The following is a 20,186-nucleotide window of genomic DNA, read 5'->3' as shown; positions in this document are numbered from 1 at the left end:
ATGCTGTATGCAGGAATAGACCTTACTGCATCAAAATCAAGACCATCCTGTATAGCATTTTTAGACAATGAGAAAAACGTTAGAGTATGCAGAGCCTTTGATGACCTTGAGATACTCCATATAATGTTTAGCCTAGAGCCCGACATAGTCGGCATAGATTCTCCTTTGACTTATCCTAAACAAGGTAGACTTAGAGGTTGCGAGAGGATTATGAGAGAGCTTGGAATAAAGTTTTTTCCACCTAGCTTGCCGGCCATGAAGAAGTTGATGTACAGGGGGTCAAGACTCGCTGAGGCGTTGTCTCGAAGGGGTATAAAAGTTCTTGAAGTATATCCGGGTGGAACTCAAGATGTTCTTTGTCTGCCCAGGAAAAGAAGATCACTAGACGAGTTGAGGAAGGGGTTGGAAAAGCTTGGACTGCATATTAAGGATCAAGAAAAGGATGGAGATGTGCTGGACGCGGTAACCGCTGCCTACACTGTGTACGTCTTCGCAAGGGGAGACTACCTTAGACTGATATCGGAAGACTGTGAACTTATTCTCCCTGTTCCGATTTGTCTGCCACGAACTCCCAATCATCCATATTGGTTATAATGTCTTCTAAAATTTTCAGGGCAAGGTCTCGAGGAATAACTAGAAAGAACTTGACCATGTGTTTACAGAAACGTTTGCCCTCTAGAGATTTTCGCCAATCCTCGCAGTTATGCCTAATTATGCATGAGTCTAAGTCTATGTATACATCGTATTCCTTAACCTTACCGATAACCCGGTCTCCAGCCACCGTGTATGTGACAGCCTCATCCTTGATCTCAAGCCCCCTCTCGTACCTTTTATCACCAGCCAACGCCTTGAGAACCTCGTCTACATTCCCCTCTAAAGCAGCCGTTCTAGCCTTACTAGCCGACTTTTCTGGGAGCTTCTGGAAGTATTCGTCCATTTCCTTTAACAGTTGCCGCCTCTCGCGATCAAGCATACCTAGGAGGGATAACATCTGCAGAGCGTTATGCGGCGCAAACCCCCTGAAATGGTTGTTGAAGTACCCTAACAGAAGAGACACGTTTCCTATCAGCTGGTTTATTCTTAGAGCCCACTCCTTGAGCTCTTGCTCGGTGTAGTGATAATAATACCAGGGTCTTTCTCCTCGCCCATGCCATCTAATGTAGGTGAAGTCTGCAGTCACAACGGCCTCTGGGGGTAGGAGTGGCTCGTCAACTATCACGTAGGCGACGTTATGCTCTCGTAATAGTTTAAATGTCCCGTCGTTGAGCCAGCTCGGATGCCTGAACTCGACCGCGAAGCGGTATTCTCTGGGAAGCATTTCAAGGAAATCCTTGAACCAGGGAACATCATTTTTAGGTCTGGGTGGAAGTTGTATGAGAATAGCTCCCAGCTTTCCGCTGCCGCCCAGCTGGTTTATAAGCTTGAAAAACAAGTCTAATTCTTCTGTGATTAGTTTCGGGTTTAAGAGCTTTTTATGTGTTATCCCACGATACATCTTTAGGGAAAAAACGAATCCTCTAGGCGCACTGCGCAGCAATCCTTCGATGAAGCCCTTCCCTGGTAACGAGTAAAAGGTGGAATTTATTTCAACAGTATTGAATACACGTGTATACTGGCTGAAAAGACCCCTCTCTGTTTTATAAAAAGGTCCTATCCAGTCATCATAGTCCCATCCCGATGTTCCTATGAGGATCCGCCCAAACAACATATCCATTTACTTATCGTCGATGTATAGCTAAATCTGTAGCGGCCATCATTACCATCACTTTCGTTCTACATCTAGCGAGAGGCAGACTTAATAGTCTGTCTTGAATCCTAGGAATGTTGACGGAAATTGAGCTACCCTGCTGAGGAGGACAGCGGGCCAGTTGAGTACAAATCGATCTTAGTTGATTTGGGAGATGATAGGGTCGAGAAGCTTGCTTCACAGATGAAGTACAGGCTGTTTGAAGGCGGTGGAGAAGCCATATATGTTTTAGGCATAAATGACGACGGCACTGTACGGGGTCTTACCCCTGAGGAGGAGAGAGCATCCCTAGAGATATTAGAGAAGGTTGCAAATAAGGTCGGTGCAAGTACGAGAATACTTGAAAGAAGGGAACATGGTGGCAGAATTGTTACTCGTGTACTCGTGAGGATTTCACGCGAGGAAAATCCTCCTTCTCAAGTGAACATTATAGTTGTCGGGAACGTCGACGCTGGCAAGAGCACGACTGTTGGTACGCTCTGTTATGGGTCTCTAGACGACGGTAGAGGAAGTAACATGAGAAAGGTAGCCAGGTATGCCCATGAAATATTAACAGGGAGGACATCCTCTGTGGTCATAAGATTGCTAGGGTTTGATCTCAACAATAGACCTGTCAACTGGAGCCTTCCCAACCCACTTGATGAGGCACAAATATATCTTTCCTCAAAAAAGATTGTTTCTCTCGTTGATGTTGGAGGTCATGAGAGATATCTTCGTACGGCTCTGAGAGGATTACTGTCAAAGTTCCCTGATTATGCAATGCTCGTTGTTGCTGCGAACACGGGACTACAAGTAATGGGGCGAGAGCACCTTGGAGTTTGCGTGGCCCTTAAGATACCTGTCTTTATCGTATTTACCAAGGTAGACCTGGTCAGCCCTGAAATCGGTGACTCATACCTTGATGAGACTCTTAATATACTCAGAAGACTTGACAAGAAACCCATGCTGATTAGAAGATTGAGTGATGTGTACTATGTTGCTCCTCTCATGACCTCTGGGCGTGTAGTTCCCATCTTTAAGCTTTCGAATACAACAGGCGTTGGACTTGATCTTCTAACTGAGTTCTTGAACTTGTTGCCTCCGCGTAAGAGGTGGAGTGAACTTGTTAAAAAGCCCCTTCTTGCCTATGTAACCGATATTTTTGAGGTAAGAGGAGTTGGCACCGTGATTGCTGTTACAGTAGAAAGAGGAACGGTATACGAGAACTCTAATTATTTCATAGGCCCATTACATGATGGCACTTGGCGTAAAACTCGCGTTAAATCAATACATGTAAACCGCGTCCCCGCTTCAAAGGCCAGAGCTGGTGAAGAGGCCACTCTAGCCATAACGGACATCGATCGAGAAGAGGTCGAGAAAGGACAAGTCTTGACAGAGACCCCGCTTCATCCAGCCGTAAGCCTCGTCAGCGAGATTCTCGTCCTAAAGCACCCAACAACTATTAAAACTGGGTATCAAACAGTTCTTCACATTCATTCGATAAGAGCACCGGTCGAGTTTACCTGGATGGAGAAAGAGCCCATGCGAACGGGTGACACGGGCCTGGTACGCCTTACCTTCTTGAAGGGATACTGGTACGTAGAGGAGGGGGAGCAGTTTATTCTGCGAGATTCGAGAACTAGAGCCATAGGCACAGTTTACAAGGTCGAGTAGGAGTACCTGTAAATCCTTTTATATCCCCTACACATAATTTTCCCTGTATGAAGCACTTATCGTCAGGGAAAAATCCCCCAGAGGATATATTCGTGGTCATCGAGATTCCCATGGGTAGCAATGTCAAGTACGAGCTCGACAAGGAGAGCGGTGTGCTATTTGTAGACAGGGTTCTCTTTACCTCAATGGTTTTCCCCTTCAATTATGGTTTCATCCCATCTACACTTGAAGAGGACGGTGACCCTGTAGACGTCGTGCTTCTCAGCTATGATTCCTTTGCGCCAGGCAGCGTCGTACGTGCCAGACCTGTAGGTCTTTTAGAGATGGAGGACGAGTCAGGACCGGACAGCAAAGTTATAGCTGTGCCCCACGAAAAAATAGATGCTCGTTTCGGAAAAATCAAGGATATCAACGACGTTGATGACAGCGTGAAGAATAAAATCCGCCACTTCTTTGAGCATTATAAGGAGTTAGAGCCGGGCAAATGGGTAAAGGTCAAGGCATGGCAAGGCAAGGATAAAGCCATGGACTCGATAAGAAAGGCTATGGAGAGGTTTAAAAATAAGCATTAAGAACTCAATCTAAAAATTTAAGCTTAAGTTTTTAATCTTCTTCTTTTTAAAGAATATTAGGTGTATACTCATCAGGCACATAGTCTTTATGTTTGAGGTTCATCAACCCTACAGGCTTGCAAGAAGAATTACCCGTCGCCTGGCCGAGAAGGTGGCCTTAAAGGGTAAAGTTGATCACGCGGATCTCGAGGAAATTTATTTTGACCAGACTCTAAATCGAGAAGTTTTCGAGAGAGTAGCCCGGAGATGCTATCTGCCAGCAAACGCAATTATCCTTCAACAGATCGACTTCTTTAAGAATCAAGGAAAAAACTTTAAGGTATCATATAGTGTTTCCGGGGTTTTGCTAGAGCAGGCTGAGCGCTGGATGCCAAGCCTTCTTGAAAGCTTTAGACAACTCGCAAGCACGGGAATGGTCGAGTTTTTAGACCAGACTTATTTTCACAGTCTAAGCTTCCTGATAGCTGAGGAGGAGTTCATCGATCAAATTAGAATGCATCGTGAATTATTGAAATCTTATCTAGGTGTTAGCCCGATTAGCGTCGAGAACACTGAATTCATCTATAATAATTACATCGCGAAAATATTCGATAAGCTCGGCTACAAAGTGGTACTCACAGAGGGAGTTGAGAAGATTCTCATGTGGCGAAGCCCGAACTACGTCTATAAGGCTAAGGGACTAAACCTACGGGTATTGATGAGAAATTACCGATTATCTGACGACATTGGATTTAGATTTGCTTCTAGGTGGTGGAGTGAATATCCACTGACAGCCGACAAGTACTCCGCCTGGCTCGCCGCAACGCCAGGAGATGTAATATTAATTGCAATAGATTACGAGACTTTTGGAGAGCATTTTCCAGCTGAGACAGGAATATTCGAATTCCTTCGTTGGCTACCCGGCGAGATCCTTAAATGGGAGCACCTAACGACCTCTACCCCCAGTGAAGTCGTAGAGAGGGTGCCTCCACGGGACGAAATAGATGTTCCTGAGAGTGACACAATTTCATGGGCAGACCTAGAGAGGGATTTAACAGCTTGGACGGGTAACTTTATGCAAGACTATGCTCTCGATAGGCTTAGAGATTTATGGCTTCAAGTCAAAGCGACGCGCGACGAGAATTTACTACGTCTCTGGAGATTGCTCTCCATAAGTGACCACTTCTACTACATGTCAACAAAAGGAGGAGGACCCGGCGATGTTCACTCCTATTTCAGCCCTTACAAGTCTCCGTTTCAAGCTTACATGATTTACTCAGACGTGTTGGCTGACCTAGAGTATAGAACTCTTCAAAGACTGGAGCAGGACGAAGACTCTCGTTACAGGTGGGTTTGGATGAAGCGTGTAGATGCAGGAAAGGAGTTCATGTTCTACCTTGATGTTGGTAAGCCACTAAACCTCGTTGCATGGAATGTTTTTTCGTTTATAGATGCGCTTGAGAGGGCTCCTCTTGAAAGCGTGGTTTTCCACCAGACCCGTGGTGACTTTAGCCGCTGGCTTAGCTTTAGCGTTGGGGAAAAAAACCTCGGTGAGAAACTAGAAAAGGTTAAGATAGATAAGGAGGATGATCCCAAAGGTAGAATTTTGGAGATTCTATATGAAAGAAGAAAAAGCCTATTTGGATTCTAATTCACTATCAGAAGATCTCACATCTATTTTTCCTAGAAGATGTCAAGGCTATTTGAAAGTGCTCCTATTTTTCATCCAGAAGTATTTAGAGGACCCCTCACAAATTTTCAGCGCTTATACTGTAGAGAAGGAAGTTCTAGGTATCTCAAGAGCACGCCCAATTTTGGAGCGACTGGTTCGCAAAGGATTCCTCCTGGTCTTTGACTACAATGGCATCTCGTACTATGGGCTCAATACGGAGAATCACGCTGTGAAAAAGCTCTTAAATTTCTTCAAGGAGCTTTAATCCTGTAATTATTTTTGATAATTTTAGAGCTGGGAGTAACGGGCTTAAATATGCTACTGGGAGTACTGGGAGTAGATAGGGAGCCAACCATAATAGATTTGTGGCTTTGGAAGTAACTAAGTCCATGGCTATGTGTGCTAGAATATATAGGGATGCAAAAAGGTGTTCACGATCTCTACGACCAGGACCAAGAGTCCAGGCAATAAGAGTTATCGAGTCCATTAGTGGGGGGCTATTCAGGATAAGTAAAGGAAGCGAAAAGACATAAGGCTTAGCGAGTAGAAGACTGTTAACCATTATAAGGGTTCTGCCAATCAGGAAAAGTAGCATACGAATCCCTTCGTTTTGGAGTTGCGGGGGGAGAAATTGAAGGACATCGATGAGTCCATATATGAAGATACTTGTTCCGAGGATAATGAGAAGTCCTCCTCTCATCATAATACCCAGCTGGTAAGCGCGTAAAGAGTAAAGCACAGCTGCTAGTAGTGATATGAAACCTAGATATGGGAGTAGTCTAGCTGAAAGCTGTACTAGGATTATGTCATGTCCCTCCACGCTTAGAATAGTAAGTATTCCAAGGACGATAATAGTGATTCCGGAAATAGTCTCGTTGTGTCTCACAAGAAAACTTCGTGAAATCTTGGTTCCTATGCTTTTACCTAGAAACTCTGTCAGTAGACCCATAATAAAGAAGGGGGTTGTAACCCCCGCCGAGTAGACTAGTACGGTTATTATAGAGTCTCCTGGTTCTTGTAGTGAGCCAAGCCAAACCATGGAAAACGCAGCGACCAGGATTGTTGCGGCGCAGGGTGCAGCTACAAGTGAGAATAGGAAGCCGAGTAAGAGAGAGTTTAGAATGGACACCTTCTGAAATCTAGGCTGTATTGAAGGAATCCAGGCAAATAACACTCGCAACGGAGACATCATGAGGACACCTAAACTGACTAGTGTTAAGCCCATTCCGACAGCCAATGTAGGTAGATTACCCGTTAGCAGGCCTTGTAAAAGGTTACCGCTGTACGAGGCTAGGATACCGTAAATCAAAAAACTAGCCGTGATTCCCGCGATAAACGCTAGTGTAGTGAGCAGTACACGTTTACTTCCTGACTTAGCGACCACACTTAAGAACACTGGTATGATAGGTAGAAAACAGGGGGTGAAGGCTGTTTCAACTCCAAGGATGTAAAGTAGTGCTAAAAAAGAGGGCTCCATCTGGATCCCTAAGCGTACTTTCGCCTTCCATAGTATACGAGGAAAAAGCTAACGGCCACTAGAACCGCCATGATAAGGGTAAAGCTAAAACTGGCCTCTGGACGAACCCATACAAGTAGGACTCTAGTATCTCTTATGCTTCCTGATTCAACAGTGAATACAATATTGTAAACTCCTTCTCGTACATCAGGGGGAACATTGATCTGAAGCGAAAAACTACCTGTCTCTCCAGGCAGCAATGAGAGCCTTTCAGGTTGGACTGTTACCTGGAGCTTCTCGGGATTAAAGGACGTGTATAAATTTAAAGATTGCAAGGGATACGTGCCCGAGTTAACAACATTTACTTTATAAGTAACGGTGCCGCCCGGAACTGTGATTATGAGGAAGTCCTGGTTGAGTATTCTAAAGCTGTAAGATCCCACTACGTTGACAAGGATCTTTTTAGCTGTATAACTTGTAGTCCCGTTGGCTTGAACGATAAGCTCGTATAGACCGGGAGCTGTTTGTGATGAAGCGTTAACCAGGAGGTTTACCTGTCTTGATTCTCCCGGTAAGAGGTACAAGGTTGAGGCCGCCTGACCTGAAACTGTTAGAATCGGTCTTATTCCCTCATTATTTGATGAAGCTTTTAGAACAGTCACGGTTGCCATATTGCCGTCGTTACGTATAATCAGAGGTATTACTGTTGAAGAGCCCCCGGTAATGTTAAGCCTCGAAACCCCCACTGTCAAGTTGAGTAGATCATAGCGGCTTTCCACGCTCACATCAAGTTTTGTTATGAAACGGCTACCCGAAACATCAGTATATATTGACACTGCGTATAGGCCAAGTTTAGCTGAGGGAGGAATGTAAAGGATGAGAAAAAGCTGCCTAGTAGCTTTTGGAGCCAGAGTTAACCCTGAGACAGTTATGCTGTTAGCGTCAACTATAGACGCAACCCAGCCTTGAGGAGGTTCTACTGTTAGTGCCATTTCAGCATCGAGGGTAAACGGGTTTCTGAGTGTGAAGGGTATTTTTAACTGGGCTCCGGGATATGCCTTTATACTGCTTGCAGGCAACTCGATAAGATTCCATTTTTTAGGCTGTACTTCAAAAACATAGTCGATTGTTGCTGTGAGGTTTTCCCAGGAAAGGCGAACCCTTACAAAATTTTTGCCGAAGGCATCCATAGGTACTTGGAGGTTTAGGAAAACAGTTTTCTCCCTCCCAGGTTCTATCATGATATTGTCTACGCGTAATCCTCCAGGAAGGGTGAGATAGCCTACCCAGGATGTAGGAGCTTCTATTTTGAAGTTAACCGTCAAAGGGTCTAGCCCTTTATTTTCTAGCTTGATTGTAAGGTTTAGAATGTCACCCTGTAGGACAGTGAGCTGAGTTGTCTCGGTGTAGACACTTATTGCTTGTTCTAGGGTAATCGTTCCTAGACTGCCCGCTTTCTCTTGCGTAGCAACTAACATTATTTCTCTAGGTGCATAGCCTTTAAGATAGGCGCGAAGTACATAGGTTCCAGGTGGCAAACGTAGATTGAATGTTCCGTCTTTATCTGTGAGTGTTGAGGTTACTAGGAGGTTGTTGCTGTAGACAGAGACTTGTGCACCAGCTATAGGATTCAACTGAAGATCAGTCACACGTCCATAGAAGTATAGTGTCTGGCTGTAGCTAGGCGGTATAACTACAAGCATGACAACTATTACCAGTAGCCCTCCAAGTGATTTAATCCGCATAGACCCACCTACTACGGTTTTGTTTTTCTCACTTAATTATCTATTGTGTAGGTCGAGCCGAGGTGTATTTTTATAGCGTGGCAGTTTAACAGTTAATGAAAATGAAACTCTTCGTGGGAACTTCCGGCTGGGTCTATGACTGGAACCCTGACGGAATAGAATGGTATGTACGCGAGTCTGGTTTTAATGCCATAGAGCTCAATATGAGCTTTTACAGTTTTCCAAGAGAGGAAAATGTCGAAGAATGGTCAAAAAAAGCTCATGAGCTGCGTTGGTCCGTCAAGGTTCACAGGAGTATCACTCACATTAGAAAGCTTAACGAAAAAGCTCTTCCAACCTGGAAAAGATTTCTTGAAAGGTTTAAGGACCTTGAAGAAAGTATTGATTTCTACCTTTTCCAGTTACCACCTAGCCTTACCTTTAATGAAAAAGTCGTGAAGAGAATCGAGCTATTCAGTGCAACATGTGAGAAGATTGCGATAGAGCCAAGACATCTTTCTTGGTTCACCATGGAAGCTCTTAACATACTTAAGGATAAGGGCGTTTATGTCGTCACACCGGATTCGCCGCTATTCGAGGGGCTGCCCAGTATGGGCGTTATAAACATTAAAGGCATCGTGTACGTACGAATGCATGGAAGGCTTACATGGTATAATTATGGATACATGGATGAAGAACTTTACGAGGTTGCTGATAGGATAGTCGAAGCCAAGCCTGTCAAAGCCTATGTTTTCTTCAATAATAACCACGACATGCTGGGTGATGGTAGGAGGCTAATAGAAATCTTTCAGGAAAAATATGGTACGGGGCTTGCCTAGGACCAGAAGGCGTAAAGCCAGCACTTGACAAAATGATCTTTCTCGACCTCTATTTCTGGCGGCTCTTCCCGCTTACATTTGTCAGTTGCAAACGGGCATCGGGGCGCAAAACGGCATCCGGGTGGGGGATTTATAAGGCTTGGAGGCTCACCTGGTGGAACATCTCGGAAACGTTTCCTGTTCTCAGGGTCTGGGTCAGGAATCGCGGAGAGCAGTGCACGCGTGTATGGGTGGAGCGGATTGCGTAGAACAGATTTTGTAGGTCCACGCTCAATTAAATGTCCAGCATACATTATGAATATCTTCTCGCTGAAGTACCTCGTGGTTGACAGGTCGTGTGTTATGTAGATGAAGCTGATGTTTCGTTTCTCTTGAAGCTCCCTCATGAGGGTGAGAATCTCGACCCTTACTGAGGCATCGAGCATGGAGACGGGTTCGTCTGCTACAACTAAACTGGGTCTAAGTATTAAGGCCCTGGCAATAGCAACCCTTTGCAACTGACCCCCGCTAAGCATGTGCGGGTATTTAAAGGCGAAGTCTTCTACAGGGGTTAGTCTAACCTCCTCTAAGGCTTTAAATACCATCTCCTCTCTCTCCTCCTTACTACCTATCTTGTGGATAATTAGAGGTTCTTCCAGGATACGGTAAATCGTCATGAACGAGGGCATGGCGCCGTAAGGATCCTGTTGTACGAGGCCGGTCTCCTTCTTATACCACATTAGGTCTTTTTCATCTAAGGTGGTTATGTCTCTACCCTTAAAGATTAGTTTACCGCCTGTGGGTTTGTATAGCCTCAAAATAGTTTTTCCAAGAGTTGTCTTACCGCTCCCCGACTCTCCGACCACAGAGACAGCCTCAGCCACACCCAGGTCGAAGGAGACACCGTCCACAGCGCGTAGAGGTATTGGTTCGGCGAAGAGGCCTCTTCTAACCTCAAACCACATCTTGAGGTCCTCCGCTTTTAAAAGAACCTTATCCTCGCTCATAACCTATCACCTCTTTCCTTCATGAACAAGCCAACATTTTACAAGGGATCCCTTGCTTGTCTCAGCCAGTGGGGGTTCTTCCTTAATACACCGTTCATATGCAAATGGGCACCGGGGATGGAAGCGACAGCCAGAGGGTGGATTGATGAGGCTTGGCGGAGTCCCTGGGATGTACTCGAGTTTTTTGTCTGTTCGTAGAGTGGGGACGCTGGCCATAAGCTTCTCAGAATAGGGGTGTTTGGGTGATACATAGAATTCGTCGGCATCTGATAGCTCTACTATTTGTCCAGCGTACATCACAGCGACCCTGTCTGCGAGTTCGCTTGTTAGTGGGACGTCATGTGTAATAAAAATATAGCTAATATTCATCTCTTGTTTTATCCTTTTTAAGAGGTTTATAATGTTAGCTTGTGTTATAACGTCGAGCGCCGAGGTAGGCTCATCAAGTATGACTACGTCGGGGTTTGTCACCAAGGCCATCGCTATGACGGCTCTCTGCCTCATTCCACCGCTTAACTCGAAGGGATACCTGTCAAGGAAACTCTCGTGGATTCCGACTAATCTCAAATACTTTTTAGCTTCAGCGAGGGCTTCTTCCTTACCCATACCTTTGTGGATCATAAGTGGTTCGGCAATCTGGAAACCTACCTTTATTACAGGGTTCAAAGCGTTCTGTGACCCTTGGAACACATAAGATATCTTCTGCCACCTTACGCGTTTCCTGAACTCCTCCTCATCCATCTTCATTACATCGGTTCCATTAAGGCTTATTACGCCATCAAACTTCTCGACATTTCTCGGCAAGAGCCGTATTATGGCCCTTGCAAGTGAGGTTTTTCCACATCCAGACTCGCCAACAATAGCGATTGTTTCACCGCGCTTTAAGTCGAAGCTTACCTTGTCTACAGCTTTTACCACACCCTTCCTCGTTCGATAGTATAAATATAGATCCCGAACGGATAAAACAATATTAGCCATCACATTTTCACCTCTACATTTCTCGGAGTCTTGGATTAACGATCCGGTCTAGCGCGAAACCGAGTAGGGCGAACGAAAGACCAGTGAATATGAGGAAGGCTGACGGCTCTAGAACCCAGTAGTAATAACCCTTATAAAGTGCTCCTTGCTCGTAGGCATTGTTTATTACCTTCCCCCAAGTGGGTAAGGATGGATCTCCTAGTCCGAGTAAAGCCAAGGCCGCCTCTAGAAAAACGTATCCAGGTACAGCCGAGATGAGGCCAGGGACTATTGGTGGTAGTATCTTTGGAATAATATATAGAAATATTATCCTAAGGTCGGACGCGCCATATGCTTTCGCGGCCTCAATGTATGGATATTCCTTTATCTGCATCACCAATGCTCTAGTAGACTTAATTCCCGGTCCAAATATGCTTAGAATAATTACGACCACGAGGAGAGTCCATATGTTTAAGCCATAAAAGACTGAAATTAATATCAAGAAGGGGAGGAAGGGGAGCACCATGTATACTTCCGTTACGCGCTGAATCAAATTATCTAGAAGACCTCCAAAATAGCCACTGAGAGTAGCAATTATCATCTCGACAAAGGTTGTTACGAGCGATGCTGTCAAACCGAAAGCAAGCGCTACAGGAGCGCCCCACATTAGCGCAATTTCTAGCGGTCTACGTAAGTGATCTGTTCCGGCAATTCCATAAACATCACCATAAACAATCATCCTGCAGTCAAGATCTGCATTACCAAAGACGGTGGCGTCAATGATAACTTTATACGTTCCCTTCTCAACCTCTAAGTTCCCCTTCTGTAAAGCCTCCTTTGTAAACTTACCGAAGAGAAACTGTATGTTAGTTATTAGATCACTGGGCTCGACACCGTAGTTCTGGCGAACATACGAGACGAGGGCACGCGTGATAGGATCAATTACAAAATAGAGACTGTACTTGTTGTCTGTCATGTAGTAATCGCCAAGATTTATTCTATCACCACTAGGCTTAACCCAGGTGATTGTAATGATTGGAGCTCCGGTGGTTTTGGAAAAGTTGCTCGAAAAGAACATATTGAGTTCGGAGGGGAAATCATCATACTCGTAGTTGAAGGTGAACTCTATGTGAACCTTTCTCATATTTGTGCCGACAACAGGAGCTGATGACTTAGCAACGTTTAAACTGATCTCGCGTGAATCAAACTTCATCGTCTTGGGAAGGTTTTTCCCAACAAAAAACTGTATCCATTCAGGCGGGGCTAAACGTGGGTTTTCTATCCACATATCGCCCTCTCCACGCCACATTGCTATTGCCCTATCCATGGGTATAGTCACGATAGTATATATTGAAAACACAACAAGTAAAAGGAGCATTATAAGGCCAAGAACCCCTGATTTATAGCTCACCAGCTCTCTCAGAGTATTGATTATCGATTTTGCAAACCCTCTACTTGAACTCATAACCTTTCACCTATATTGAACCTTTATCCTAGGATCAAGCCACCCGTAAATCACATCCAATATCAGTACAGTAATCATTAACAAGTAAGCATAGATTACGGTTATTCCAACTATAACAGGAGTGTCAAAAGAAGATATAGCGTTGTATGTCACTAGACCTAAACCAGGCCAGTTAAACACTGTCTCGGTAATAATTGCACCGCCCCACGACCCTATAAGAGACAAGGCAAAACTAGTGATTATGGGTGGAAGCGTAGGCCTTAAAATGTATCTTGTTTCGATAAGGCGAGGCGGAAGCCCCTTGGCCTTGGCCGCCTCAACATAGTCCTCCGTAGAGAATATAAGGAAAAATGTACGGTTGCCATAAATACCTAGGAAGAGCCCGGAAATAATCCATGAGAGCATTGGAAGTATCATGTGTTTGAGCACGCTTAAAGCATAGTCCACTGGATTCTCAGGCGGTGGAACATCCACTAGCCCCCCGGGGGGCAGTACATGCAGCCAGGAATAAAATATTAAGATTAAGAATATACCGTAAAACCATCCCGGGATTACGGAAGTAGGAGATAAAGCCACTGTTGCCTTGTCTAAAAGGCTTCCATAATGACGCGAAAGATACAATCCGACAAACAGATGTAAAAAGAAGTTGATTACAGTCACTGTGGTGAAGAGAAGCACAGTGTTAGGTAGCCTCTCGAGAATAATGTTTCTCACCAACATTGAGCCCGTGTCGCTTCGCATGGTTAGGGCTTTGCCCAGATCCAATGTTAGCGCATCCCTCAAGTATATCAGGCTCCTTACAAAGAAAGGCGTATCAAGGCCTCGCCGGTGAATCTCTTGTTGAACTAACTGCTCAATCAGCTTTGCCCTCTCCTCACCTGGGAGATTACGGTATTGTGGATTCTGACTTATGGCTTGACCTATAGACATCCGTATGTCACCTATGACAATCTCATCTACTTTACCACCCATGTTCGCGATGAGAATGGTTGCATATATTGCAATGACCACTGTCAAGTATAGGACCACGGCGCGCTTGACTATGTATTTAAGGAAGCCCCATGGGATCATCTACTTCACGCTTTAAACATTTTAGACGGATACTCTTAAAAAATTTTACTTTAAAGAAAAATATATAGATTACAAGCCAAAGCTAAATAAAAAATCAGAAAAAAATATATTTCACGATTTGACTTGAGTTGCCTCCTGTGAAGTTTTTTCAACGGTTTTTGGCTTTCTAAGACCCATAGCGAGTGCCACGATCGCGAGGAGGAGGCTGACGACGCTAAGGGCTAGAGCCATGTTCAGTGTGGACTCGATTCCGCTTACGCGGCTGCTAAGGTTGTTGACCTTGTTGTTGACGTCGGTTATTCCTGCTTGAAGCGAGCCTAACTTGGATTCAAGCGAGCTTTGTACCTGAGTGAGGAGCGTCTGGAAGTAGGCTATCTGTGAAGTCACCGTGAATGGTTTCTCGACAAGTACTGGTGTCGCGACATCCTTGCTCAGGGTAATTGTAAGTATCCTGTAGCTTCCAGGGGTCAGTTTTCCAGTATCTTCGCCAGATAGTTTCACAATCCAAACGCCGTCGGCTTGTGGGGTTGCAACACCCTTGGCATATACGTTACCCTGCGCGTCTAGCACCATGTACTTGACGAAGTCTATGCGCCCGGTCGGGTAGGGCTTACCACCGACGTTAATGTTGAGAGTAAATGTAGCCTCGGCGCCTGGCACCACTATATCGGGAACCTTTACACTGACTTCTGGTATCGGTGGAGTGGCAAGGAAGGACCATCGATCCGCCTTGTCGGGGAAGTTTCTGTTAGCCTTCAGCACAGCTATGTGAGCGTTGTAGTCTACCTTGTCAAGGTAGAAGGGACCAGCACTGACATAGAAGTGGCCGTGGGCCTGGTACCAGTTCTTTAAAGCCGTGTACCTTGCGTTGACTTCGTCTGGCTTAACGTAGTTAGACATGAAGGCTTTAAATGGTATGTATCCCTCACTCTGGGCCTCGCTTAACATCTTTGAGAGTATATCGAGGCTTGGCCCGCCGATATAGTTCATCCACTCAACGTTCATTTCGCCAGCTTTATCTGCACTGAACGCGAGGAGGCCCTTCTCCTCCGCCCTTATTCCAATAGCAAGCATGTGCCATGGGTTGGATGGCCAGCCCGCGAAGCTGAAGACTATGGCTTCCGCGTCTAGCGCTGTATAGTTCACGTAGTACTCTATGACTAGAGGACTGGTGCTGACGATTCTCCAACCTCGCATCATATCCCTCCATTGCTGGAATGAGGCTATCGCAGACTTGTCGTAAAGTGGGCTGGAGGGGTCTACACGTGCGAAGGTAAGAGGCCAGCCTATCAGCCAGTCGGCGAGAGTCATGGTTGTTCCGTCGTGATATTTAATCTTGCCTAGAACGTCACCATAGTTTGCGACAATCTTTACCTGGGCGTACTTCACTCCAGCTTCTCCTGAAGTGATGACTTTCCCAGTTTTAACGTCGTAAGCATACCACGCATCCGCTGGGACTTCGACCTTGTCAACAAAGGTGAGTTTGAGCCAGTCACTGCTGGACTGAGTCACTATACCCTTCAGCGCGTACACTTCAGCCTTAACAAGCCTGTTAGCCATTTGGAGGCCTGTGTAGGGGTTTGTCCTGTAGGCGTAGTCGTCCACTGCCATTAAGAGCACCGAGTCGTAGACCCAGTTGGTGCCGGCGACAGGGTTCCAGGGATCAACTAAAACCTCACGCATCCCAGCCTTTATGGTTCCTCCCTCCTTGCCAACGTAGCGAAGGGTCATGGGCCATAGGTTGTTGTCGAAGCCTGCTGAGAAGTCAGAGGCGCACTGAACCTCCTTGCGGTAAACCCACGGGACTATTTGGTCTACAAGCCATATGCGTACAGAGTCTTTAAGGGCGAGCTCAGCTGCCTTAGCTATTAGTTGGGTTCTCTCCTCCATTGAGGTAAACTGGCCGTTCCAGAGCTTAGTTGCCACCTCGTAGAAGATGGGGTCCGGCTTATAGGCTTGCCAGAGTGGCCCCATATAGCTGGCTAGAGGAGTATAGAAGAAGCCAAAGTTGCTGGCAGAGTCACGCTCGACGGCGGTCGTAATCCATCCACCAGTATAAATATTCCATTTCCCATCAGCGGGGTTTCCGCGTATCCACAGCGGAGCAAGGTCTCGGCTGGTTCCGTACCTCCTTATGACTGTGAAGCCTAGCTTTTGCAACTGATCCGCTACATAGTCGCCGATCTGCTTCCTCTGGTCTTCGGTGCGTATAAGGATCGTTATCTCGACGGGGCTTCCCTTGTAGTACCACTTTCCATCTTTAAATGTGGCGCCAAGCTTGGACATCTCCTCGAAGATTACGGCCTTGGCCTTGTCGAAGTCGTAGCTATACTTTGCTTCAAGGGACTTGGCTGTGTCAGCTATCCTAGCGTAGTCTGGGAAGACGTTGACGATGGGTAGCCATTTGGGTACAGCTAAGCCACCCATTATCTCGTTAGCTATGTAGTTTCTGTCGATGAGCCAGTTCATGGCCTCGCGTATCCTTGGATCTGAGAAGGGGTTGAGCTTTCCAGTAGCTGGGAACTCGGGGCCCACAGGGTTAAAAGTCAAATCAAAGTAGAGACCGTAAGAGTACGTGTACTTTAGGTTGGGGTCGCTCTTAATTTTCTGCATAAGAGCTGGGTCGGCGCGTATGTCGGAGAAGTAGATCTGCATGTCTCCCTTGCTGAGCATGTCGATGACTTTGGCTGGGTCTTTCTCGGCGAAGAAGTCGACCTCATCTACCCATGGACCCTGGGGTTGGGCTCTGAGCAGTGGTAGCAGTATTGATAAGGCTAATAGGAGGACAATAACAAGTGCTACCTTGTTTTTCATGGGTGTCGTTAATACAGTGTAATGATAAAATATTTTAATTTTTCGCTCCTATTAAGAGACATTTGTTATTTTCACTGCGCTTTCCAATGTAAAAGATTGAGTAAAAAATATTTAACATGATAACATATATTTGTCTTTAACGTAGAAGTAAGGTAGAGCTTGTAATGAGAGTAATTACATTAATAACGCTTTTTGCAGTGGTCTGGATCTTTTTTTCCCTAAGCACCATCTATACAAACAGTCCTTCACCTTTTAATAGTTTGAGCGGAGCTATATCGGGCCAGTATATCGCCGTTGGAGGTTTTACGGGTTCGGCTTTGAGCCCTCTTCCGAGCGTTTTACTTCTTTCCCCGGAAGGAGGGCTTCTTTACCAGTGGGTTTCTAGAGGTATGATTCTATCTTCAAGAGAAATTAATGGAAGCTTTATACTAAGCGGGTATGGTGGGAGCCCTGGTGAAGGTGTAGAGGGGCTTGTCTTATATCACGACAAGGACAAAACCAAAAGTTTTCGTCTGAAAGGTTCTACTGATATTTTCCTATCTGACGCCACATATCATGATGGGGCTATTATGGTTGCAGGATATTTTGCACAGACTCCGAGAGGGGATCTAGATGTACTTGTAGCACGCTTTAACCTGGAAGGAAGGCTCCTGGGGTTGAGATGCTATGGTAGTGTTGATTATCCGGACATTGCGAAGCGGTTGATATTCGACGGCGAGAATATTATGGTTTTAGGGGAGACGTGGGCTTATAATGTTTCTCAGGGCGACGTTCTTCTCTTAAAAGTAAGGGACGACTTGACTTTAGTTGATAGCTGGAGTATTGGAGGGGCCGGGATAGACAGCGGAGAGGATGTTGGAGTCACACGTAACGGGGATTACGTAATCGTAGGCTATACCATGGGGGGTGAGGGAACCCAGGGCTTCCTGCTTAGAGTGTCGCGTATTGGCGGTATTTTGTGGTTGAGAGGCTATTTAAGCCTGGGAGAGACTTACCTTAAAAGGGTATATGTGGATCCTGATACTGGTCGAGTGTATATTGTTGGTTCAGGTGTTTTTGAGGAAGGGAGGAAAGATCCATTCCTGCTTGTCGAAGACGAGATCGAGGGCTGGATCTTCAACGAGAGCAGGCTTGAAATAGTGCGCAGTGAGCCAAGTCTCGACTTGACGGGAGACATAGGAGGAAAGCATTTCTTTTTATACTACCCGGGCGGTATAATAGCTGGGAGCCTTAAGGGAGACGTTGCAGTAAACTATCAGCTCAGCGGTCCCAGTATCAACTCGACGTTATTCTTGGATGATACAAGTGAGCTTAGCTATTACTCAAAATCCATCTATGGGTGGAGATTGCTTAGAGGCGTAGTTAAGGAGCGGCCCTGTCCCAAAATACAGGTGGTAGAGACCGACCCTAAAGTTTCACAGGTGTCAGTTAGTACTTCTACGGTTAAAATAGAGAGGAAAGCTTTTAAAAGAGAATTTGATCCTGGACTTGCTCTTCGAAGAATACTAGAGAGAAATGTGCCTCTCGTACTGTTGTTGCCTGTGTTTATTGTCTTCTTGCTAGTAATCTATTATGCCTTGCGAGGTTCTATTTTAAAGCGTGATTGAGAGGTTGGGCTTTCGTGAATATGAGTTGAGAAATATGTTTATTCTCCTTTAGTGCTTTCTCGAGAAGCCTATACCTTGTAATTTTTTCTCCTTCAACAAGATATGCCTCACTACCTTTTTTTCCGAGGGCTAGAAGCTGGTGAAGCTTGCCCTTGAACTCGAGCTCTTGAAATTTGAGATTTTCTAAAAGCCCTATGAGATTAAGAGTTTTGGACGCATAGGCTCTAAAAGTTTCATCGATTTTTCTGAGAGCTGAAGGTACTCCTAGAGCCCTTGCTGCAAGATAATCCGTTAAATCAAAGCTTACCGGAGGCATTTCCCCCGATGATATATCTTTTTCTCGAATAAAACTATTTATGATTTCCTGTGTACAGTTTGGGTGATCTATTTTTCCGGCCGGGATTGGGAGTTGATTCGCATCGGAGATTATACTGGCTGATACAACTCTTGAGAGGAGTATCCGAAGGTTTCTATCTTCAAGAAGGCTAGATATCACACAGTCCACGAGAAGGTAAAATGAAGTGTTCTTTCCCTGGAAGGAAGCATATGGATACCAGAGAAAAATCTTATCGTGAAGCTTGCGTAATGCTTTTTCCGAACAATAAATGTATTTCATTTTCCATTTACACCCCATGTAGCTATCTTATAACACTGAAAAATTAACGAGTGCTAAGCTCATTAGCTCTTCACGTAAAGCCAACATTTAACGTAATGACCTGGCTCGACCTCTATTAACGGTGGAGAAACCTTTTTGCACTTCTCCATACTAAACGGACATCTTGTGTGGAACCTGCATCCAGATGGCAGGTCTATCGGAGATGGTGGCTCGCCACCGATCTCTAGACGTTTTCTGAGACGGGTATATTTTGGATCAGGGATTGGGATGGCACTTAAAAGGTATTTCGTATATGGGTGAAGAGGTTGCTCGAAGAGTTCCTCGGAGGAAGCTACTTCTACGATGTTTCCTAAATACATTACCGCTATTCTATGGCTCATATACTTAATAACTCCCATGTCGTGAGAGATGAAAAGATAAGTTATCTTCTTCTCGGCTTGTATACCCTTCAGTATATTGAGGATCTGAGCTTGAACAGAGACATCAAGGGAGGATGTAGGCTCGTCTAAAACAACAAAAGATGGATCTAGGAGAAGTGCCCTAAGAATAGCTACTCGCTGTCTTTGGCCACCGCTAAGCTCGTGGGGATAGCGGTACAAGTGTTCTCTTCCTAGACCGACCTCGTTAAGTCGCTGCGTTATAAATTCTTCAGGGTCAGATAAATGTATACCGTGTTCGTATAGAGGTTCGGTAAGAGTCTCCAGTATTGTTAGTCTGGGATTAAGAGAGGTATTGGGATCTTGGAAGACTATTTGGGCTTCTTTTCTGAATCTTTTAAGCTCTTCACCTTTCAGAGAAGTTATGTCTTTGCTCCTGAAAAATATATGACCGCTGGTAGGCTCGATGAGTCTTATTATTACTCTTCCGAGTGTTGATTTGCCACAGCCACTTTCGCCAACCAAGCCTAGTGTCTCTCCTTCCTTTATTGAGAAACTAACATCATCTACCGCTTTGAGTGTCTTAAAAAGTGAGCCTCTCACGCGGAAGTATTTCTTAACGTTTTCCACTTTTATTAAGTCCGTCATGCT

Annotated in this window: 16 protein-coding genes; 6 read left to right on the top strand and 10 right to left on the bottom strand. The window is 45.3% G+C overall.

Annotated features, from left to right (window positions below; all coding sequences use genetic code 11):
• A complete protein-coding gene (locus tag MA03_RS08535; RefSeq protein ID WP_191118615.1) occupies positions 1 to 594 on the top strand; it encodes a DUF429 domain-containing protein in 594 nt (197 codons plus the stop codon).
• On the opposite strand, the gene MA03_RS00785 is transcribed toward MA03_RS08535, so the two are convergent.
• The gene (locus MA03_RS00785) at positions 536 to 1,708 is read right to left on the bottom strand and encodes a DUF72 domain-containing protein (RefSeq protein WP_191118614.1); all 1,173 of its coding nucleotides are present in this window, start codon (positions 1,706 to 1,708) and stop codon (positions 536 to 538) included. The genes MA03_RS08535 and MA03_RS00785 overlap by 59 nt on opposite strands.
• Positions 1,709 to 1,834: 126 nt before the next feature.
• Here MA03_RS00785 and MA03_RS00780 point away from each other — a divergent pair, with 126 nt between their 5' ends.
• The 3 genes from MA03_RS00780 (at position 1,835) to MA03_RS00770 (ending at position 5,602) form a co-directional block, all read left to right on the top strand.
• Positions 1,835 to 3,400, top strand: a complete 1,566-nt coding sequence (locus MA03_RS00780) for a GTP-binding protein (protein ID WP_052883450.1) — start codon at positions 1,835 to 1,837, stop codon at positions 3,398 to 3,400.
• Positions 3,401 to 3,447: 47 nt separating this feature from the next.
• Complete coding sequence (ppa, locus tag MA03_RS00775) at positions 3,448 to 3,972, top strand: inorganic diphosphatase (protein ID WP_052883449.1); 525 nt, start codon at positions 3,448 to 3,450, stop codon at positions 3,970 to 3,972.
• An 88-nt stretch (positions 3,973 to 4,060) separates the two neighbouring features.
• Positions 4,061 to 5,602 (top strand): alpha-amylase, encoded by a 1,542-nt coding sequence (locus MA03_RS00770; protein ID WP_236944890.1) that lies wholly within the window; start codon positions 4,061 to 4,063, stop codon positions 5,600 to 5,602.
• 262 nt (positions 5,603 to 5,864) lie between these two features.
• Here MA03_RS00770 and MA03_RS00760 read toward each other — a convergent pair whose 3' ends face one another.
• On the bottom strand, positions 5,865 to 7,100 hold the full coding sequence (locus tag MA03_RS00760) for a cytochrome c biogenesis CcdA family protein (RefSeq protein WP_052883446.1): 1,236 nt from the start codon (positions 7,098 to 7,100) through the stop codon (positions 5,865 to 5,867).
• An 8-nt stretch (positions 7,101 to 7,108) separates the two neighbouring features.
• Positions 7,109 to 8,824, bottom strand: a complete 1,716-nt coding sequence (locus MA03_RS00755) for a carboxypeptidase regulatory-like domain-containing protein (protein ID WP_052883445.1) — start codon at positions 8,822 to 8,824, stop codon at positions 7,109 to 7,111.
• Positions 8,825 to 8,919: 95 nt separating this feature from the next.
• On the opposite strand from MA03_RS00755, the gene MA03_RS00750 reads away from it, so the two are divergent.
• On the top strand, positions 8,920 to 9,642 hold the full coding sequence (locus tag MA03_RS00750) for a DUF72 domain-containing protein (protein WP_052883444.1): 723 nt from the start codon (positions 8,920 to 8,922) through the stop codon (positions 9,640 to 9,642).
• Here MA03_RS00750 and MA03_RS00745 read toward each other — a convergent pair.
• The 5 genes from MA03_RS00745 to MA03_RS00725 all read right to left on the bottom strand — a co-directional run bounded on the left by MA03_RS00745 (position 9,639) and on the right by MA03_RS00725 (position 16,935).
• Entirely contained in the window at positions 9,639 to 10,628 is a 990-nt protein-coding gene (locus MA03_RS00745) for an ABC transporter ATP-binding protein (RefSeq protein ID WP_052883443.1), read from the bottom strand. The genes MA03_RS00750 and MA03_RS00745 overlap by 4 nt on opposite strands.
• 6 nt (positions 10,629 to 10,634) lie before the next feature.
• Positions 10,635 to 11,606: an ABC transporter ATP-binding protein gene (locus MA03_RS00740; protein ID WP_052883442.1), complete on the bottom strand. Its 972-nt coding sequence runs from the start codon at positions 11,604 to 11,606 to the stop codon at positions 10,635 to 10,637.
• 13 nt (positions 11,607 to 11,619) lie between these two features.
• Complete coding sequence (locus MA03_RS00735; RefSeq protein WP_052883441.1) at positions 11,620 to 13,050, bottom strand: ABC transporter permease; 1,431 nt, start codon at positions 13,048 to 13,050, stop codon at positions 11,620 to 11,622.
• 6 nt (positions 13,051 to 13,056) lie between these two features.
• Positions 13,057 to 14,121 (bottom strand): ABC transporter permease, encoded by a 1,065-nt coding sequence (locus MA03_RS00730; protein ID WP_052883440.1) that lies wholly within the window; start codon positions 14,119 to 14,121, stop codon positions 13,057 to 13,059.
• Positions 14,122 to 14,232: 111 nt separating this feature from the next.
• Positions 14,233 to 16,935, bottom strand: coding sequence for an ABC transporter substrate-binding protein (locus MA03_RS00725; protein ID WP_052883439.1), 2,703 nt, complete (start codon positions 16,933 to 16,935; stop codon positions 14,233 to 14,235).
• A 260-nt stretch (positions 16,936 to 17,195) separates the two neighbouring features.
• Here MA03_RS00725 and MA03_RS00720 point away from each other — a divergent pair, with 260 nt between their 5' ends.
• The gene (locus MA03_RS00720; RefSeq protein ID WP_191118613.1) at positions 17,196 to 18,542 is read left to right on the top strand and encodes a hypothetical protein; all 1,347 of its coding nucleotides are present in this window, start codon (positions 17,196 to 17,198) and stop codon (positions 18,540 to 18,542) included.
• On the opposite strand, the gene MA03_RS00715 is transcribed toward MA03_RS00720, so the two are convergent.
• Both MA03_RS00715 and MA03_RS00710 read right to left on the bottom strand, forming a co-directional pair.
• Positions 18,523 to 19,158, bottom strand: coding sequence for a hypothetical protein (locus MA03_RS00715; protein ID WP_052883437.1), 636 nt, complete (start codon positions 19,156 to 19,158; stop codon positions 18,523 to 18,525). The genes MA03_RS00720 and MA03_RS00715 overlap by 20 nt on opposite strands.
• A 62-nt stretch (positions 19,159 to 19,220) precedes the next feature.
• Positions 19,221 to 20,183, bottom strand: a complete 963-nt coding sequence (locus MA03_RS00710) for an ABC transporter ATP-binding protein (RefSeq protein ID WP_052883436.1) — start codon at positions 20,181 to 20,183, stop codon at positions 19,221 to 19,223.
• Between the last annotated feature and the right edge of the window lie 3 nt (positions 20,184 to 20,186).

The sequence above is a fragment of the Thermofilum uzonense genome (genome assembly GCF_000993805.1).
Lineage (GTDB): Archaea > Thermoproteota > Thermoprotei > Thermofilales > Thermofilaceae > Thermofilum > Thermofilum uzonense.
Note: the sequence above shows the minus strand (reverse complement) of the source record. Positions and strands in the feature narration are given on the sequence as shown.

Coding starts and splice junctions, on each gene's coding strand:
- MA03_RS08535 (WP_191118615.1), top strand. CDS start 1: ATGCTGTATGCAGGAATAGACCTTACTGCATCAAAATCAAGACCATCC.
- MA03_RS00785 (WP_191118614.1), bottom strand. CDS start 1,708: ATGTTGTTTGGGCGGATCCTCATAGGAACATCGGGATGGGACTATGAT.
- ppa (WP_052883449.1), top strand. CDS start 3,448: ATGAAGCACTTATCGTCAGGGAAAAATCCCCCAGAGGATATATTCGTG.
- MA03_RS00770 (WP_236944890.1), top strand. CDS start 4,061: ATGTTTGAGGTTCATCAACCCTACAGGCTTGCAAGAAGAATTACCCGT.
- MA03_RS00760 (WP_052883446.1), bottom strand. CDS start 7,100: ATGGAGCCCTCTTTTTTAGCACTACTTTACATCCTTGGAGTTGAAACA.
- MA03_RS00755 (WP_052883445.1), bottom strand. CDS start 8,824: ATGCGGATTAAATCACTTGGAGGGCTACTGGTAATAGTTGTCATGCTT.
- MA03_RS00750 (WP_052883444.1), top strand. CDS start 8,920: ATGAAAATGAAACTCTTCGTGGGAACTTCCGGCTGGGTCTATGACTGG.
- MA03_RS00745 (WP_052883443.1), bottom strand. CDS start 10,628: ATGAGCGAGGATAAGGTTCTTTTAAAAGCGGAGGACCTCAAGATGTGG.
- MA03_RS00740 (WP_052883442.1), bottom strand. CDS start 11,606: ATGGCTAATATTGTTTTATCCGTTCGGGATCTATATTTATACTATCGA.
- MA03_RS00735 (WP_052883441.1), bottom strand. CDS start 13,050: ATGAGTTCAAGTAGAGGGTTTGCAAAATCGATAATCAATACTCTGAGA.
- MA03_RS00730 (WP_052883440.1), bottom strand. CDS start 14,121: ATGATCCCATGGGGCTTCCTTAAATACATAGTCAAGCGCGCCGTGGTC.
- MA03_RS00725 (WP_052883439.1), bottom strand. CDS start 16,935: ATGAAAAACAAGGTAGCACTTGTTATTGTCCTCCTATTAGCCTTATCA.
- MA03_RS00715 (WP_052883437.1), bottom strand. CDS start 19,158: ATGAAATACATTTATTGTTCGGAAAAAGCATTACGCAAGCTTCACGAT.
- MA03_RS00710 (WP_052883436.1), bottom strand. CDS start 20,183: ATGACGGACTTAATAAAAGTGGAAAACGTTAAGAAATACTTCCGCGTG.